Annotated in this window: 11 protein-coding genes and 1 pseudogene; 6 read left to right on the forward strand and 6 right to left on the reverse strand. The window is 58.8% G+C overall.

Features of this window, described 5'->3' with window-relative positions:
- Positions 1–128 precede the first annotated feature (128 nt).
- Complete coding sequence (locus E4656_RS19885) at positions 129–1,247, reverse strand: hypothetical protein (protein WP_135485077.1); 1,119 nt, start codon at positions 1,245–1,247, stop codon at positions 129–131.
- 384 nt (positions 1,248–1,631) lie between these two features.
- Between E4656_RS19885 and acnA the strand changes: the two genes are divergently transcribed.
- The 5 genes from acnA (at position 1,632) to yciH (ending at position 12,595) form a co-directional block, all read left to right on the forward strand.
- Positions 1,632–4,361, forward strand: coding sequence for an aconitate hydratase AcnA (gene acnA, locus E4656_RS19890; RefSeq protein WP_135485078.1), 2,730 nt, complete (start codon positions 1,632–1,634; stop codon positions 4,359–4,361).
- A 434-nt stretch (positions 4,362–4,795) separates the two neighbouring features.
- On the forward strand, positions 4,796–10,756 hold the full coding sequence (locus E4656_RS19895) for an NHL domain-containing protein (RefSeq protein WP_135485079.1): 5,961 nt from the start codon (positions 4,796–4,798) through the stop codon (positions 10,754–10,756).
- 389 nt (positions 10,757–11,145) lie between these two features.
- Positions 11,146–11,652, forward strand: a complete 507-nt coding sequence (locus tag E4656_RS19900) for a hypothetical protein (protein WP_135485080.1) — start codon at positions 11,146–11,148, stop codon at positions 11,650–11,652.
- 56 nt (positions 11,653–11,708) lie between these two features.
- Entirely contained in the window at positions 11,709–11,993 is a 285-nt protein-coding gene (locus E4656_RS19905; RefSeq protein WP_135485085.1) for a HigA family addiction module antitoxin, read from the forward strand.
- 242 nt (positions 11,994–12,235) lie between these two features.
- Positions 12,236–12,595 carry a stress response translation initiation inhibitor YciH gene (yciH, locus tag E4656_RS19910; RefSeq protein WP_135485081.1) on the forward strand — a complete coding sequence of 120 codons (360 nt, stop codon included), beginning with the start codon at positions 12,236–12,238 and terminating at the stop codon, positions 12,593–12,595.
- A gap of 173 nt (positions 12,596–12,768) precedes the next feature.
- On the opposite strand, the gene E4656_RS19915 is transcribed toward yciH, so the two are convergent.
- A complete protein-coding gene (locus E4656_RS19915; protein WP_167856157.1) occupies positions 12,769–13,959 on the reverse strand; it encodes an MFS transporter in 1,191 nt (396 codons plus the stop codon).
- 183 nt (positions 13,960–14,142) lie between these two features.
- Here E4656_RS19915 and yghU point away from each other — a divergent pair, with 183 nt between their 5' ends.
- A complete protein-coding gene (yghU, locus tag E4656_RS19920; protein WP_135485083.1) occupies positions 14,143–14,973 on the forward strand; it encodes a glutathione-dependent disulfide-bond oxidoreductase in 831 nt (276 codons plus the stop codon).
- A 193-nt stretch (positions 14,974–15,166) separates the two neighbouring features.
- Here the strand turns inward: yghU and E4656_RS19925 are convergent, their stop codons facing one another.
- The 4 genes and pseudogenes from E4656_RS19925 to E4656_RS20310 form a co-directional block, all read right to left on the reverse strand.
- Entirely contained in the window at positions 15,167–15,832 is a 666-nt protein-coding gene (locus E4656_RS19925; protein ID WP_135485084.1) for an Eco29kI family restriction endonuclease, read from the reverse strand.
- Positions 15,829–17,055 (reverse strand): DNA cytosine methyltransferase, encoded by a 1,227-nt coding sequence (locus E4656_RS19930; RefSeq protein WP_240754051.1) that lies wholly within the window; start codon positions 17,053–17,055, stop codon positions 15,829–15,831. The genes E4656_RS19925 and E4656_RS19930 overlap by 4 nt, the downstream gene beginning before the upstream one ends.
- Positions 17,056–17,318: 263 nt before the next feature.
- Positions 17,319–17,960 (reverse strand): 3'-5' exonuclease, encoded by a 642-nt coding sequence (locus E4656_RS19935; RefSeq protein WP_240754053.1) that lies wholly within the window; start codon positions 17,958–17,960, stop codon positions 17,319–17,321.
- A gap of 4 nt (positions 17,961–17,964) precedes the next feature.
- Positions 17,965–18,314 (reverse strand): annotated as a pseudogene (locus E4656_RS20310) (hypothetical protein); the annotation flags it as partial.

The following is an 18,314-nucleotide window of genomic DNA, read 5'->3' on the forward strand; positions in this document are numbered from 1 at the left end:
TCCCTTGTCACGACGTTGTGCCTCATTTGTAGCGAGCGACGCGAGTCGCGATGGCGGCGCCAGCCGCCTTTCATACGAAGCCTGTGGTCTTTTGATCGGGACTTGCGTCCCTCGCTACGCGTCCCTAGCTACGCGCTGGCGACCTGCGCATAGGTGGCCAGCGCGTCGATAAACTGCCTGGTCAACTCTTGGGTCTGGTGGACTTCTTCCTCGTAGGATTCCGGGACGTACTGCGGCAGTGACTCGCCGAGCCAGTCTCTCTCCACAAAGATGCGCTCGTCCTCGGCTCGCTGATGGGCATAGTGATCAAACAGCCGCTCCATTTCGCGCTCACTCAGTTTATTGAGATATGAGGCGTCGTCGAGCAAGCGCCGGAAGTAGCTGCCGGCATCAAGGATGTCCTGGTCCGGGTGGGCCAGAAAGTTCTGCAAGCGCGTATTCACACTGATGATCTCTGCGACACTCTCAATGTCGGCAAGCAGAACATCGCGGAACCGAGGCATCGTTGTCAGTTTCTGCTCTTGCGCCTGCTGATACCTGGCCAGCATCCTGTTCTGGGCAGAGCGAGCGTCATTGATCAGCTCACCAAAGCCTGCTTTCAGGGCGTCACTCACCGGCAGGCTTTGCAGAATATGCTCCACCCGAGCGAACTCGTAGTTGCTGTGGAACAGGCTCTCGGCACTGTTGAGCAGGCGGTTACCATATTCGAGCGCGTGCTTTACGGTTTCGGTTACCGTGGTGGCATCCTGCTGGTCGAGTTCGTTGAATGCCTGCTCGCTGAGTTCCGCAAACCGGGCCTGCAACCTGCCCGAATCGGGGTTGAACTGGCCTATTGAAGAGGTGTGTCCCCCGTTGAAAACTCTTGCCGCCGAGGCTACAACGATGATGGGTTCGGTCGGAACCTCGTCGGACAAGCCGGTTTTGGATTGATACATCTCCGCAGGCTCGGCGAAAACCGGAACCGTGGGGTTGCGTATGTATTCCAGCAAGTCCTGATCAAACAGGGGTTGATCTACCTGCGCCAGCAGATCAACGAACTCATCCCGCTCCTGTTCATTCAGGGTGTGGGCGTGAGACTGGATGTTGAACAAAAACTGGGCCCTGGATGAGAAGCGGACCTGATCGGCATTGGTCAACTGATCGATCTGTTGAAACACCTGGTCATCAATAACCGGCAGGCCGGCTTCGGCATTACCCTTCACCCAGTTCAACAGGTTCGACGGCAGTCCATTGGTCGCGATAGTCACAGAGAGTTCCTTTTCCTCAAGGAGACACAGCAATAGTCGGCCACAGATGCAATAACTTGAACAGAAGTCAGACCGCCCGGGGTCTTCGGCCCTCGCTACGCGCCCTTGTCACGACGTTGTGCCTCATTTGTAGCGAGCGACGCGAGTCGCGATGGCGGCGCCAGCCGCCTTTCATACGAAGCCTGTGGTCTTTTGATCGGGACTTGCGTCCCTCGCTACGCGTCCTTGGCCACACGCACACCCGCAACGCCAAACTCACAACTCACAACCGTCTACCGTCGACTGTCATCTGTCGACTAAACCCACCCTTGAAACCCGGCAAATCACCCTCACTCCAGCTACACTAGACATGGATTATTCGTTCCAACCGCAACGGAGCACGACATGAACACCAAGGCAGTCACGACAGACACCCTCAAGGCAGGCGACAAAGAATACCGCATCTACAGCCTGCCCAAAGCCGCCGCACAATTCGGCAACATCGACCGCCTGCCCTTCTCGCTGAAAGTATTGCTCGAGAACCAGCTGCGCAACTTCGATAACGACACCGTCACCAACGACGACATCCAGGCCCTGGTCGACTGGCAGAAAGCCGGCAAGGCCGACCGCGAAATCGCCTACCGCCCGGCCCGCGTGCTGATGCAGGACTTCACCGGCGTGCCCGGTGTGGTCGATCTCGCCTCCATGCGTGCCGCCGTGGCTTCACTGGGCGACGACCCGGAAAAGGTCAACCCGCTGTCGCCGGTGGATCTGGTCATCGACCACTCGGTGATGGTCGACGAATACGCCACCGCCGGCGCCTTCAAGGCCAATGTGCGCCATGAAATGGAGCGCAACGGCGAACGCTACACCTTCCTGCGCTGGGGCCAGCAAGCGTTCGACAACTTCCGCGTCGTGCCGCCCGGCACCGGCATCTGCCACCAGGTGAACCTGGAGTATCTGGGCCAGACCGTCTGGGCCTCGGAAGTGGACGGCGTGCTGGAAGCCTACCCGGACACCCTGGTGGGCACCGACTCGCACACCACCATGATCAACGGCCTCGGCATTCTCGGCTGGGGCGTCGGCGGCATAGAGGCCGAAGCGGCCATGCTGGGTCAGCCGGTGTCGATGCTGATTCCGGAAGTGGTCGGCTTCAAACTGACCGGCCAGATGAAGGAAGGCATCACCGCCACCGACCTGGTGCTGACCGTCACCGAAATGCTGCGCAAGCATGGTGTGGTCGGCAAGTTTGTCGAGTTCTATGGCGACGGCCTGGCCGAACTGCCGCTGGCCGATCGTGCCACCATCGCCAACATGGCTCCGGAATATGGTGCGACCTGTGGCTTCTTCCCGGTGGATGACGTCACCATGGAGTACCTGCGCCTGACCGGGCGCCCGCAGGACGTGGTCGAGCGCGTCGAGGCCTACTGCAAGGCGCAGGGCATGTGGCGCGAACCCGGACATGAGCCGGTGTTTTCGAGCACGCTGCAACTCGACATGACCGAGGTCGAATCCAGCCTGGCCGGGCCCAAGCGCCCGCAGGACCGGGTGGCCATCCAGAACGTCAAGCGCGCCTTCGCCGACTTCATGGATGCCCAGTCCAAAACCATCGCCAGCAGTGACGACGCCATGCAGGCCGAAGGCGGTGCGGGTGCTGCCGTGGGCGCGGGTATGCCCGCCGGCGAAGCCGAGTTCACCATCGACGGCAAGACACATCGCATCAAGCATGGTGATGTGGCCATTGCCGCCATCACCTCCTGTACCAACACCTCCAACCCCAGCGTCATGATGGCCGCCGGTCTGCTGGCCAAAAAGGCCGCCGAGAAAGGCCTGGACCGCAAGCCCTGGGTCAAGACCTCACTGGCACCGGGCTCCAAGGTGGTCACCGAGTACCTCGACAGCGCCGGGCTGCTGAACTGGCTCGACAAGCTCGGGTTCAATCTGGTCGGCTACGGCTGCACCACCTGTATCGGCAACTCCGGGCCGCTGCACGAAAGCATAGAGAAAGCCATCACCGAAGCCGACCTGACCGTGGCCTCGGTGCTGTCCGGCAACCGCAACTTCGAAGGCCGGGTACACCCGCTGGTGAAAACCAACTGGCTGGCCTCACCGCCGCTGGTGGTGGCCTATGCACTGGCCGGCACGGTACGGATTGATCTTTCGGAAGACCCGCTCGGCGAAGACAAGAACGGCAACCCCGTCTACCTGAAAGACATCTGGCCCAGCACCAAAGAGATCGCCGATGCGGTCGAGAAGGTGCGCACCGACATGTTCCGCAAGGAATATGGCGAAGTGTTCGAAGGCGACAAGGACTGGAAGTCCATCGAGTTCCCGAAAGGCCAGACCTACGCCTGGCCGGAGTCCACCTATATCCAGCATCCGCCCTTCTTCCAGGGCATGGGCCGCACCCCCGAGCCGATCGAGGATGTGATCGACGCCCGGCCGCTGGCCATGCTGGCCGACTCCGTCACCACAGACCACATCTCGCCCGCCGGTGCGATCAAGGCCGACAGCCCGGCCGGCCGCTACCTGAAAGAGCATGGTGTGGCGCCGAAAGACTTCAATTCCTACGGCTCGCGACGCGGCAACCATGAAGTGATGATGCGCGGCACCTTTGCCAATGTGCGCATCCGCAACGAAATGGTGCCCGGCGAAGAAGGCGGCGTGACGCGCCACATCCCCTCCGGCGAGAAAATGGCCATCTATGATGCCGCCATGGCCTATCAGGCCGAAGGCCAGCCGCTGTCCATCATCGCCGGCAAGGAATACGGCACCGGCTCCTCGCGCGACTGGGCCGCCAAGGGCACCCGCCTGCTCGGTGTGCGCTTCGTGCTGGCCGAATCCTACGAGCGCATCCACCGCTCCAACCTGGTGGGCATGGGCGTGCTGCCGCTGCAGTTCCCCGACGGCGTCGACCGCAAGAGCCTGAAACTGACCGGCGAAGAAACCTTCACCATCAAGGGCCTGAACGACCTCAAACCCGGGCAGACGGTACCGGTCGCCATCACCTACCCGGATGGCAAAACCGACACCGTACAGGCCAAATGCCGCATCGACACCAGCAACGAACTGGAGTACTTCCGCCACGGCGGCATCCTCCACTACGTACTGCGCCGCATGATCGGCGCCGCCTGAGGGCGGAGCCCTGTAGGCTGTGAGCCTCGCTCACGAAAAGGGAGGCACCCCACTTGTAGGCTGTGGGCCTCGCCCACGAAAAGGGAGGCAGCACCCCACTTGTAGGCTGTGGGCCTCGCCCACGCACAAGGGGCTCATGCACACAGCGAAGGCACCACACCCGTAGGCTGTGGGCCTTGCCCACGCACAGGGCGCCGCCAGGCGCCCTTCCTCCTCAACCCACAAAACCGGCTCCGGCCGGTTTTTTTGTGTGCCCCGTCACACTTCCAACCCTTCTATCCTCAGGTTCAGTCCAATTTCCTGTAAATTTTTCGTTGTAGTCGGCATGGGGCCTGGAGTTAATACGTGCATGGAATGCACAGGCAGAGGCTCCTCAACTCAAAGAACCGCTGACCCAAGCAGGCCAGCGCCATTGTGGAAAAGGACTTCAAGCCATGCTGATACGACTCCTGGCCCTCATCCTCGCGACTCTGTTTCTGGCGGGTTGCTGGAGCGGAAACTCTGATAACAACGACGGCTCCGACACCGGCAGTCCCGACCCCGATACCGACCTCTCGCACCTGCCGCCCGATCCCACCACCATCGCCCCGGACCTCCCCGCCGGGGGTGGTGGTGGCTTTTTGGACCAGGTCGAGTTCCTGTATTCCGCCGACACCCCGATTCAGCAAGGCCTCAACCCGGACAGCCTGGATGAAGAAAGAGTCGCCGTGGTGCGCGGTCGGGTACTCGACCGCAACAACGACCCGCTGCACGGCGTCACGGTCAGCATTCATCGGCAGCCGCATCTGGGCACCACACTCAGCCGCGCCGACGGCGCCTTTGATCTGGTGGTCAATGGTGGCGGGCGGCTGGTCGTCCACTACGAGAAAGACGGCTACCTGCCGGTACAGCGTGCTGTCGAACCCCAGTGGAACAATTTCGACTTTGCCGACGACATTGTCATGATCCCGCTCGACACCGAGGTCACCACCGTTGAACTGGGCAACGGCCAGCCGCTGCAGGTCGCCCAGGGCAGCCCTCAGACCGACACCGACGGCACCCGCCAGGCGACTCTGCTGTTCCCCGAAGGCACCCAGGCCAGCATGACCCTGCCCGATGGCAGCACCCAGGCCCTGACCGAACTGAATGTTCGAACCACCGAATACACCGTGGGCGACAATGGTTACGAAGCCATGCCCGGCGAACTGCCGCCCACCAGCGCCTATACCTATGCGGTGGAACTCAGTGTCGATGAAGCCATCGCAGCGGGTTCCAGCCGGGTCGACTTTGATCAGCCCGTGCCGCTTTATGTGGACAACTTTCTCGACTTCCCCACCGGCGAAATCGTCCCCGCCGGCTACTACGACTATGAAGACGCCGTCTGGAAAGCCGGCGACAACGGTCAGGTGATCGAAATTCTGAGTATCGAATCCGGCCTGGCCATACTGGATGTAACGGGCGACGGCACCCCTGCCAGCGAAGAAGAGCTCGCCGCTCTGGGAATAGATTCAGCAGAGCAGGAAAAACTGGCCGATCTCTACAGCTCTGGCAAAACCCTCTGGCGCACGCCCGTCAACCACTTCACCCCCTGGGACTGCAACTGGCCCTATGGCCCGCCGCTGGATGCCGAACGGCCCAATGTACCGGCCCCGGGCACCAACAGCGACTTTCATCCCCAGAACACGGATGAAGAAAACGAATGCCCCGGCTGCGTCATCAGCCCGCAACGCCAGACGCTGGGCGAGAGCCTGCCTGTAGCCGGCACCCCCTTTGAACTGGTTTACCGCAGCGACCGCACACCCGGCTACAGGAACAATGTGGCGGACATCACCCTCAGCGGGCCGAATGTCCCCGCCAGTCTGGAGAAGATAGGGCTCGACATTCGCATTGCCGGGCAGCGTGTCAGCAGGGAATTCAGTGCCGCCACAAATCAGAGCTATAGCTTTGAGTGGGATGGACTTGATGGTTTTGGACGGGAAATGCGAGGCGATCATATCGCCCATATCACCATCAACTATCACTATCCCTGTGTCTATTACGGTGCACGCTCAGGCACTAGCCAGGCATGGGCACAGACAACCGACTCCATGAGCGCCATAGGCACACGCAGCAACTGCCAATCCATGATACTCAGCCAGACCCATCAGGTTCAGTTGACGGCCCCTGTCCCGGTTCGACCAGATACGGTCGGTGCCTGGTCACTGGATGTACATCATGCCTATTCTCACAGCCAAAATATGCTGACAATGGGCAACGGTCTGCGACAAACAAACAGCGGCCCGCAAATTCGTCTAGCAGCTTCCACCTTTTACCCCAACAGTGTTGCCGTCGATAGTGAGGGTAATATGTACACCACACGAAATACCTATGCAGTGGGGGCAAGTTACCATCATCGAGTAACACGCAGCAGACCAGATGGCAGTCGCGATATCTTCGCGGGTGAAGGCCGATCCGGTTTTACTGGCGATGGCGGCCCGGCAACCGAGGCCCGACTGTGGGACCCTATCGGCGTCGCCTTCGACAGCGCCGGGAACGGCTACATAGTGGGCCCACGTAACCACCGCATTCGCCGAGTCAGTCCGAGTGGCACAATCGAGACTGTCGTTGGGTCAGGACCGACGGGCAGCGGAGACTTCTCAGGGGACGGTGGTTTGGCCACCGAAGCTCGACTCAACCGCCCAGTAGCTGTGGCGTTCGACCATGCAGACAATCTCTATATTGCAGACAGACGCAACCATCGCATCCGGCGGGTCTCCCCCGACGGCATCATCGAGACAGTAGCCGGCAATGGTAACAGTGGTTTCTCCGGCGACGGAGGGTTGGCCACGGACGCCAATCTGGGATCTCCGCAAGGTCTTACTCTGGACAGCGCAGGCAATCTCTATGTAGCCAGCCAGCAGAGAATCCGACGGATCAGCCCAAGTGGCATCATCGAGACAGTGGTTGGCACTGGCAGCCCCGGTTTCTCTGGCGATGGCGGACCAGCCCAGGAAGCTGAACTACGCAGTCCATCTGGCGTTGTCATAGACTACGCTGGCAACCTCTATATCGCGGATACCGGCAACAATCGCATACGCCGAGTCAGCTCAGGTGGCATCATTACCACCCTGGCAGGCGACAGGGGACGCGGCTCTGCCACTCTTTTTGGTCCAGCTTCCGAGGCCCAGTTTGATCGGATGCAGGATATCGCGATGGACAACGCAGGCAACCTCTATGTGGCTGATTTCGGAAACAGTCGCATAGGTCGAATTCGTTTCTCATTCACGGCAACAGTCACCGACGGCGAAACTCAGATTGCCTCCAAAGACGGCACCCGCCTCTTCCATTTCGATGGCAACTACCGCCATATCCGCACCACGGATACCACCACTGGCGCTGCTCTCTACACATTCGAGTATGACAACAACGATCTGCTGATCAGCGTGACCGACCAGCACGACAACATCACGCAGATCGAGCGCACATCAGACGGCACTGCCACCGCCATTGTAGCGCCAGAGGGTCAGCGAACGGATCTGACCTTGGATCACAATGGCCACCTGATCGGCCTGAGCAACCCGGCCAGCGAGCGTTGGTCGATGGAGTACACGTCGGACGGTCTGCTGACCCGGTTCGAGACGCCGAACAACCACGCCAACCGCTTTCAATATGACGAGAACGGCCGACTGATCAGCGACGAGGCGCCCGACGGAGGCGGCTGGTCCATCGAGCGCACTGATCTGGATGACGGCTACCGCACGGACATGATCAGCGGTGAAGGGCGTGTGTCGCAATTCACCGTGCAGCGCAGCAGTACCGACGAACGCATCTACACCAATTATTCACCCGATGGCAGCCGGACCGAACGGGTTCATACCGATGCTGGCACCGACATCACCCGGCCGGATGGCACCCACATCAGCCGCAGTTATTCACCGGACCCGCGCTTTGACATGCAGTCCCCCGTGCCGTCGTCGGAACGTATCGAAACCCCGAGTGGCCTGACCCTCGAGGCCACCACCGAGCGCAGCGCGTCGCTGGATGACAGAGACGATCTATTGAGTCACAACACCCTGACGACCCTGAGCACGGTGAATGATCGGGAAAGCGTCTCCACCTACGATGCTCCGGATCGCACCTGGACCCACACCAGTCCCGAAGGCCGCAGCCTGACCCAATGGCTAAACGAGGAGGGCCTGCTGGACCGCGCCCAAGCCGGCAGCCTGACCGACATCCGCTATCATTATGACGATCGCGGCCGCCCCACTCGAATCGACCGCGGTACCCATGGCGAGCGCTCGGTGGAGTTCGACTATGACCACTTCGGCTATCTGACCCGGGTCACCAATGCCCTCGGCCAGTCGGTCAACCTGACAAACGACGCCGTGGGGCGCGTGACGTCTCAGCTCAATCCGGACGGCAGCCAGGTGCACTATGACTATGATGCGTTAGGCCAGCTCACCGAAATCACGCTGGGTACCGGCGAACGCCATCGCTTCTACTACACCTCACGGGACGACATCGAGCGCTATCGGCCACCCCAGGCCAATGACCTCGCGACGGAGAGTCCTATCGGCCCTGACCACCCGACCACACGCTATATCTACAATCTGGACAGGCAACTGACCGAGAAGATTCGCCCGGACGGCGCCAGCATCAACCTGAGCTATGGCGACACCAGCGGCCTGCTGGAAGCCATCACGCTGGACACGGGCAGCTATCTGTATGAGTACTTCGGCGCCGACGACCCCATCCACAGCGGGCAATTGAAACGCCTGACGGCCCCCGGCGGCCAGCAGATCGACTATGAGTACGACGGCTTCCTGCTCACCGGCACCGACTGGAGCGGCACCGTCGAAGGCGCGCTGGGTTACGAGTACAACCACTACTTCGAACCGATCAGCCAGTCGATCAATGGCGATACCCTGAGCTGGCAGTACAATGAGGACAGCCAGGTGACCGAAGCCGGCGACCTGAGCTTCCAGTACCACCCCGGTAATGCGCTGCTGACCGGCACCAGCCTGGACAACCTCGACACCAATCGCAGCTACAACGACCTGGGCGAACTGTCCGCCTACAGCGCCAGCCACTCCGGTTCATCCGTGTTCCAGTACAGCCTGCAGCGGGATGAAGCCGGCCGCATTGTCGGCAAGACAGAGACCATCAACGGCACCACGGTCGAGTACCAGTACCGCTATGATCAGAACGACCGGCTGGATCAGGTGATTCGGAACGGCGAAGTGGTCGGCGCCTGGCAATACGACGACAACGGCAACCGGACGCATGAGAACGGTACCCAGATCGCCCAGTACGACGCCCAGGACCGGCTTATCCAGTATGGCGACAACGAATACCGCTATACCGCCAACGGCGAGCTGACCCGGAAGACCGACACCGTCACCGGCGACACCACACTGTACGATTATGATGCCTTCTCCAACCTTCACCATGTCACCCTGCCCGATGGCACCGAGATCGAGTATGTGATCGACGGCCAGAACCGACGCGTCGGCAAAAAGCGCGATGGCGAACTGGAACAGGGCTTCCTGTATCAGGGGCAGCTCAACCCCGTCGCCGAACTGGACGGCAACAACAACGTCGTTGCCCGCTTTGTCTATGGCGACAAGGGCCACGTGCCCAGCTACATGATCAAGGATGGCAACCGCTACCGCCTCATCAGCGACCACCTGGGCAGCGTGCGCCAGGTCATCAACGCCCAGACCGGCGACATCGCCCAGCAACTCGACTACGATGCCTGGGGCAATGTGACACAAGACACCAACCCCGGCTTCCAGCCCTTCGGCTATGCCGGTGGCATCTACGACCGCGATACCGGGCTGGTGAGGTTTGGGGCTAGGGATTATGACCCGGTTGTTGGGCGGTGGACGACCAAGGATCCGATTAGGTTCAATGGTGGGTTGAACCATTACGCCTATGTCTCCAATAATCCGATCAATTTCATTGATGTTACGGGTGAGCTGCCTGCACTACCGGAAGCAAGCGAAAATAATTTCGCCGGTTTTTTATGGAATCGGGTTTTGGATGGTGCAGTTCGAGACAACATATTTGACTATGGCAGGGGGCTTGGACATGGCATGGCATCCATACCAAAAGGTTGGTTCAATGCGGGCTATCAGAGTGCTCGACACTCAGATCCAAACAATACCCAAGCGGGCTTGGAGAGAGTGGCCGCAAGATGCTTTGCTGATTCATACTTGAGAAATTCCAAGTTTAGAAGTGCAATAAATAACGCTTTGTTTGATCAAGCGACTGATCCCATGAACTATAGCTCATACAATATTGGAAGAGGTGCTGGCCGACTAATAGGCTCTGTGGCAACAAGTCCTCTCAGCGCAGTTGCCGCGGCAGGAGACGCCGCTCAAGGCGTAAACAATGGCGGAAACGTTATTTCCAGCATCATACTTGGGGCTGACTAGGGTCTTATGCGAGATTTTTTCTTAAAATACAATTTGGACCAAGCTAGCTTTTGGATCAGTTTCATCTGCTGGCTTGGCATTCTTTTGGTACTATTTAAGTGGTACTTTCTAGTTTATATATTGGTTTTTGTGGTTAATGTGTCACTCTTTCCTCCTCTTGCCAAAAAAAGGCGAAAAATACGCTCTCTTTATATTTCCAGCTTTTTTGCCTATATTGCTTCTGCTGCTATAGGGCTTACCTTTATTGATGTCAGTTGAATATAATTTACCAATCTGACAACCACTCCTGAGGATAAAGAAGACCTATTCTGCAGGAGTGCACCCTGTGTTCGACAGGGTGCTACTCCACATTGAGAAAATAAAATGGCGGAAACGAAAAGGAGCAGCGAGTGGATCAGGGCTTTATCTATATTGCTACCACTGCATGCTTAGTAATGCTGGCTTACTTCATTCAAAGAGCGGGCTCTGCACCTGAGTGTGGCACCTACAAATTCAGCCGGGCATTTATCTCTTTGATGGGGTTTGGTACTCTGCTATTTGGTGGTGGATTAGCATATGAAGTTTACACTCGGCTCATTGTTTCTGATGATGGGCTGAGATCAGAAACTTGGCTGATCGGCTGTTTTTTCCTCTTCACAGTTTTTACGATTGCCTACTACCCCAGCGTCCGCTTCATTATCAAAGACACCACCCTGACCTACAAATCCATCTGGGCCACCAAGGTCTTTGACCTGACTCAACCCTTCACACTCACCTGTTATCCCGCCTCCGGGCAATATGTGATTCGTCAGGGAAAGTTGAAAACCAAGATCTCCAGCTATATATCCGGCTGGCAGTACCTGCTGGAAGAGATCGAAAAGCAGGCCACGGCCATGGAAAAAATAGAGAAGAAGTAAGGGCATCGCAGATGCCGGGGTTGTGAACTATGAAGACTATCACTGAGGTGCAGCCCATGCAGATGCACAATCCCCCACATCCTGGCGAGGTGATTCGCGAGCTTTGTCTGGAGCCTTTGGGCCTGTCGGTCACCGAGGCGGCAGAGGCCTTGGGGGTCAGCCGTAAAACCCTCAGCGCCATCCTCAATGGGCGGGCGGGTATCAGCCCCGAAATGGCGATTCGGCTGTCCATTGCCTTTGATACAACGGCCGAGAGTTGGCTGACACAGCAGTTTCAGTATGAGTTGTGGTATGCGGAGCAACGCCGCAAGGATCTGAAAGTCAGAAAGCTGGTGGCTTGAGCGATTTCTGTAGAGGTCTGTGGCCCCGGTCGCTCCTGCGCATCCATGCGCTCGAGGTGCGCTCCGACGGCTGCAAACCTGTAGGCCGTGAGCCTTGCTCACGCATGCGTGGCCAAGGGCCACAGCCTACAACAGTGCCATCGTTGCAGGCACTGGCTTGGCGGGCAAGCGGCCCTGACCAGGGGGCCTGCAACAGTGCCACCACATTACAAAATTGATCGCGCACGGGGTGCGCTCCTACAATGGTGGCATCTGAACCCCAGCAGGAGCCCTCCGTGAGCAAGAACAGTAAACTGGTCTATTCCACCGAAACCGGGCGTGTACGTGATGGCGCCAAGGCCGCGTCAGCGGCGCCTGCCGGCGATGGCATCGTGCGCCTGAAGCGGGAGACCAAGGGTCGCAAGGGTGCTGGGGTGACGCTGATCACCGGTGTACCGCTGGCCGGTGACGAGCTGAAGGCACTGGCCAAGGAACTCAAGAAGAAAGCCGGTGTCGGAGGCAGTATCAAGGATGGCGTGATCGAGATTCAGGGCGATCAGCGCGATCTGCTGTTACCCATGCTGGAACAGAAGGGCTGGACGGTGAAGAAAGCCGGCGGTTGAAGTGAACCGCCAGCGATGCCGGTCAGCCGTGGTTCTTGATCAACTTTTCAACTCTTACCGTAGGAGGCCAGCCTCTGGCCGATCTTGAGGCAACGGGGTCGCCCATCGCGCACGGGGTGCACTCCTACGGGATGACTGACAACCCATCGCGCACGGGGTGCGCTCCCACGGGATTACCCCGCCGAAGCTGCCTGCCGCGCGGGGCTGCGGGCAGCCCACAGAGCCACCAGGCCCAGCAGAATCATCGGCGGCAGGGTAAACCACAGCAACGCATCCCAACCCATCTGGAAGATCAGCCAGCCGGCACTGAGCGTTGCCAGTGCCTGGGTGCCAAATACCAGAAAGTCGTTCAGCCCCTGCAGCCGGAACCGCTCACTGCCGATATACACCCGGCCCAGCAAGGTGGTGCCTGACACAAAGAGGAAATTCCAGCCCACGCCCAGCAGAATCAGGCTCGTTGTATAGTGCACCGCGCCGCGGCCCGCCAGCCCGGCGACAATCATCAGCAGGTAGATGATCAGGCCCGCAACCAGCAGTCGCATGGGCCCGAAACGCCGAATCAGCCAGGCAGTGGCCAGTGAGGGCAGGAACATGGCCAGAATATGCGCCTGAATCGCCGTCTTGGTGATACCCATGCTGTGGTGATCCATCTCGTGCATGCTCACCGGCGCGGCCGTCATGACCAGGCTCATGATGCTGTAGGAGATGGCCCCGGCCAGCAACGCCAGCCAGAGCAGCGGCAGCCGCAGCAACACCGGCCAGGGGCGACCGGGGTCATCCGCCGTGGCCTGCACCATGGGCTGGTTGCGAAACCCGAACAGGATCAACAGGGTGCCCACCGCCAGCAGGCCGGCCAAAATCAGGAACGACCCCTGGTAGCGTATGCCGAGCAGATTTTCCCCCAGCGCCCCGGCTTCGGGGCCGACAATGGCCGCCACCACGCCGCCCAGCAACAGATAGGAGACCGCCTGGCCCTGACGCTCGGCAGGCACGCTCTCCATGGCGGCAAACCGATACTGATTGACGAACGCCATGTGAAAACCGAAACAGAGGCTGGCTACGAGCACCAGCCAGAAATTCTGCAGCATCACCGCTGCACTGCCCACAAGGGCACCGCTGATGGCGACCAGATTGCCGGTCAGAAAGCCGGCCTTGCGGCCCCAGCGCTGCATCAGGAAAGACGCCGGCAGGGTGCTGAACGCCGTGCCGACAACCAGCGCGGCCACCGGCAGGGTGGCCCATTGCGGGTTGGGCGCGAGGTGGGCACCAATGATGCCACCAACAAGAATCATCATTGGCACGGCAGTCATGGAAAACGCCTGCATGCCGATCAGAACCCAGAGATTATTGCGTGTTTCAGTCATCACCCTGTCCTTGGAACTATTGCCGAACCTGCAGATCATACCCTGCCGTCGGGGTGAAGCACAGTGACGTTAATCACTCAACGACTGCGATCAACCGTGTTACTTTTCTTGTAATTGCGGCAAGCCGATCTACCTTGAAAAAGCCGCGTATACTACCCCAATCAAGCCATGGAGCATTTTCGCATGCCGAATTCGAAGTCCGATTACACACCACCCCGCGTCTGGACCATGGACGAAGAAAACGGTGGCCAGTTCGCCAGTATCAACAAACCCACCGCCGGTGCCCAGTTCGACAGGGAGCTGCCGCGCGGCAAGCACCCGCTGCAGCTGTATTCACTGGCCACACCCAATGGCGTGAAAGTCACCGTGATGCTGGAAGAGCTGCTGGCGGCCGGCCACAGCGGCGCCGAGTACGACGCCTACCCGATCAAGATTCAGGACGGCGACCAGTTCGGCAGCGGCTTTGTGGGCCTGAACCCCAACTCCAAGATCCCCGCCCTGCTGGACACCAGCGTGCAACCCGAGCAGCGGGTGTTCGAGTCGGGCAATATTCTGCTGTATCTGGCCGAAAAGTTCGGCGCCTTCCTGCCCACCGACCATGCCGGCCGCACCGAGACGCTCTCCTGGCTGTTCTGGCAGATGGGCAGCGCACCCTATCTGGGCGGCGGCTTCGGGCATTTCTTCGCCTATGCACCGGAATACTACGAATACCCGATCAACCGCTTCACCATGGAAGTGAAGCGCCAGCTCGATGTGCTGGACAAGCAACTGGCCGAGCACGAATTCATTGCCGGTGCCGACTACACCATCGCCGACATGGCCATCTGGCCCTGGTACGGCAACCTGGTGCTGGGGCGGGGCTATCCGCGTGCGGAAGAATTCCTGGATGCCGAGAGCTACACCCATGTCATGCGCTGGGCCAAACAGATCGACCAGCGCCCGGCCGTCATCGAAGGCAAGAAGATCAACCGCACCTGGGGTGAACCGCACGAGCAGAAGCCCGAGCGGCATTGAGTACAGAAAGACCTTTCATCCCACTTTTATGCGCATATTAATGGCCATATACCCATTTCTATGCGCGTAAAACCGGAGAGGGCAAACGCCAGCACTGCAATACACCTCATCCGGCAGATCGAAGTCATCCAGTGCCTTGCGCTCTTCAGGTGTCTTCAGAGTACTGTCGCTCGCCTGACTGAAAGAACATCAATCAAGTGGTGATCATTGTTGTATCTTCCGGGGGCGGGTTGTTGCGCAGGTAGTCTTCTATCTCTTGTACCAACTGGCTCTGACTTTCCGGGCGTGGAGGAAAGTTGTTGGCCCAGGATCTGCCGGGGTGAAGAGTATCCCAGCGAGGCCGGATGCCCTCCCGTCGCCCCCTGCCCGGATCATGGTTTCCGAACCCATCGACCAGTTGATTCCATAGCGGGCTGAACTTGGCGATCAACAAGGACTCCCCAAGCGGTATCCAGATATCATCAACAACCAGATATCTGCAGTGGAAATCTTCCAGATTCAGGTTTTCCGCCTCTTCAATGCTTCGCTTGTGTTGCATGATTCGCTTATAGAGCACGCTACCCGGAGGCCCTTCGAGGTCTGTTCCCTTTCGGGCGCCCTTGGGGACAGCCTTTCCCACATAGATGGGAGCCCGAAACTCACCTTGTCGGTTTCGATGCGCTATCGATGCATAAGCGGGAAAATCACCTTGATAGTAAATGGCATACAAGCCCGCACCATCGAATTTTCCCAAGCTCGACAATGATGTTACCGGCTGGCGAAGCATGGCCTGGCCTACGCTTTCGCCCAGATGACGCTTGTCCAGCGGGTTGAACGGTAATATCTTTCGCGCTTTACTGACTTTCTTCTTGTCGGTCATGCCTGCTTCCTGACAACAGATCTTTGCTCAGCAAGCCTCTCTATTTCTCTTGCGGCCAACTGCTCTGCCACTGAAGCGGCCACTATTCTGCCCAGAGCAACCGGTACCGCATTCCCCAGTTGCCGCATGGTTTCAGTCCAGGAACCATGAAACAGGTACCCATCGGGAAAAGTCTGCAATCGTGCAGATTCACGAACAGTAAAATAGCGCACACTGCCGTCGTCCCTGACCATCATGTTTTCACCGCCCGGCACGCCGTGGTCACCAGCCTTGAGCGTCTTGGCCGGCATATCCAGTGGGCTTCCTGTATGCCCGGGGTAGACGCGAGCGCCATCCTGAAAATGATGATTCAGCATTTGATGACCGCTTTCCGCCCGAGGATCCGGCACATCGGCAAGCGCATCACGCACCGTCTGCCAGGGTTTTTCTTCCGGCGGCAACAAGGCTGAATCAAGCCGACGCACACGGGTCATCAGTCGAGCAGACAGCTCTGGACGGTTCTGCCTGGGCATCTTGTGGCGCTCCCAATACTCACCTGTAATCCACTGCGCCCGCAGCAAGGCATCGTAGCTATGGGTTGGGCGCGGGAAAGACCATTCGACACCCAGGTCGGCCCTGAAGCCGACTATAAAAACCCGCTCACGTCTTTGCGGCACACCATAATCAGCTGCATTCACCAGTGTAGGCACAACCTGATAACTGAGACTGCGAGCATGCGCACCACCAGACGTCTTCTCTTCCTGCAGCCGCCTGAAATGATCTGGCCAGGTCTCACCGCTACGTCGAATGACCTCCGGGAATTCCAGTTGCAGCAGGATGTACTGATAGTAGTTGGCGAAACTCGAGCGTGTAAGGCCTTTGACATTTTCAATGATGAACGCCTTGGGTTGCAGACGCCGGATCACTTCCACCGTAGCCGGGAACATGTCTCTTTTGTCGCCAAAAGCCTTGTGCTGACCACCCATGGAAAATGGTTGACACGGCGGACCTCCAGCTACAAGGTCAATACCTTGCGGAACTGATTCCCAATCAAATTGCCGGATGTCTCCTTCCCACAAAGGCCAGTCGGCAACGAGTGGAAATTGACGCCGTTTGTTTTCCCGAACCGTGTCGCAGGCCCAGCGATTCCACTCCACAACGGCTGCAGACTGAAAGCCGGCAAGAGAGACGCCTAAAGCCAAGCCCCCGGCGCCGGCAAAAAGTTCAACCGCCTTCATACTCATTCACCCACCTTGATGTCTCATTGCACACTTCCTTGTCGAAAGCCTGGATAAATTCCGCCCACTGGATCATCATCATGTGCCTGGCACATCAATCACACATGAACAGATCGTTTTGTGAGTGAGGACTTTAGCAAGCCTTCGACAGCCCACACACTGTTTTTATATACAGTATAGTGAAAGGAAAGTTATTGGAAGCCTTTCGGCATCGGCCTGGATACGCTTGTGTCAAAATGTACGAAGTCTCTACGCCCGCCAGGTTTGCATCAGTGACCAGCGACGTAAGCACCCACACACCGATCAAGCTGGTGCTTGCTGGCTTTTTGCAGCGCCAGCAACAATTCCGGCGCCACATCAGTCAGGCCAAAGCGCTCACAGATGGCCTGATTCAGGTTGATCAGCAGATGCGCCGTACACTCGGCATCCGCCAAGGCCCGGTGAAAGGTGCCGGAGTTGGGCAACCCCAGGGCATGCACCAGCGTCGCCAGCTTGTGATTCGGTGCCTGCGGAAACAGCCGCCGCGCCAGCAACAGCGAACAAACGAAAGCATTCTGCGTCGGGCGGCCCAGCAGTTCTGCCTCATGCGCCCAGAACTTCCGGTCGAACGCCGCGTTGTGGCACACGATGGGGCAAGGCCCCACAAACGCCGCCACCTCAGACATCACCGTAGCCACCGGCGGCGCCTGACGCACCATCTCGTTGGTGATGCCGGTGAACTGCTGGATGTCATACGGCACCCGCACACCGGCATTCATCAGGCTCTGATAGTGATCCACAATCTCGCCGTCGCGCACCAGCACAGCGGCGATTTCTGTCGGGCGCGCACCGTGGGCCGGTGACAGTCCGGTGGTTTCAAAATCGATGACGGCGTAGGTGGTCATGGGGCTGGTACCGTGGAGAGTCATCATTGCATCACCCCAAACCCATCCACTCGGCCAGTTGCTGGTTCATTTTCAGACGTAGCCTCTGTTGCAACATGCCTTCAAAGACGCTCTCGATGGTTTGCTCCTGCTCCGGCTTGATGTGCAACAACGGCAGGGCTGCTTCGGCCTCACTGAAAAACTGAGTCTCCCGGTCGCTGCCGATCAGGGCATCATCCCACCACTGCAGGATCTGCGGGCGCGCCTCCTCCATCAAGGATTGAGCCGGGAGTTTTTCCGCCTTGGCGCTATTGGCCCTTTCCGTTGTCAGCGCCAGTGGTAAAAGTCCGTGAAATGACAACTTAGTTTGTCCGCCCGACCCGCATGACCTTTCCTTGTAGG

It is taken from the genome of Natronospirillum operosum (genome assembly GCF_004768465.1).
Classification (GTDB): domain Bacteria; phylum Pseudomonadota; class Gammaproteobacteria; order Pseudomonadales; family Natronospirillaceae; genus Natronospirillum; species Natronospirillum operosum.

What these genes read in the sequence shown, in the direction of transcription:
- E4656_RS19925 (WP_135485084.1), bottom strand. Translation starts at nt 15,832, where the DNA reads ATGACCGACAAGAAGAAAGTCAGTAAAGCGCGAAAGATATTACCGTTC.
- E4656_RS19915 (WP_167856157.1), bottom strand. Translation starts at nt 13,959, where the DNA reads ATGACTGAAACACGCAATAATCTCTGGGTTCTGATCGGCATGCAGGCG.
- acnA (WP_135485078.1), top strand. Translation starts at nt 1,632, where the DNA reads ATGAACACCAAGGCAGTCACGACAGACACCCTCAAGGCAGGCGACAAA.
- yciH (WP_135485081.1), top strand. Translation starts at nt 12,236, where the DNA reads ATGGTGGCATCTGAACCCCAGCAGGAGCCCTCCGTGAGCAAGAACAGT.
- yghU (WP_135485083.1), top strand. Translation starts at nt 14,143, where the DNA reads ATGCCGAATTCGAAGTCCGATTACACACCACCCCGCGTCTGGACCATG.
- E4656_RS19935 (WP_240754053.1), bottom strand. Translation starts at nt 17,960, where the DNA reads ATGATGACTCTCCACGGTACCAGCCCCATGACCACCTACGCCGTCATC.
- E4656_RS19895 (WP_135485079.1), top strand. Translation starts at nt 4,796, where the DNA reads ATGCTGATACGACTCCTGGCCCTCATCCTCGCGACTCTGTTTCTGGCG.
- E4656_RS19905 (WP_135485085.1), top strand. Translation starts at nt 11,709, where the DNA reads ATGCAGATGCACAATCCCCCACATCCTGGCGAGGTGATTCGCGAGCTT.
- E4656_RS19930 (WP_240754051.1), bottom strand. Translation starts at nt 17,055, where the DNA reads ATGAGTATGAAGGCGGTTGAACTTTTTGCCGGCGCCGGGGGCTTGGCT.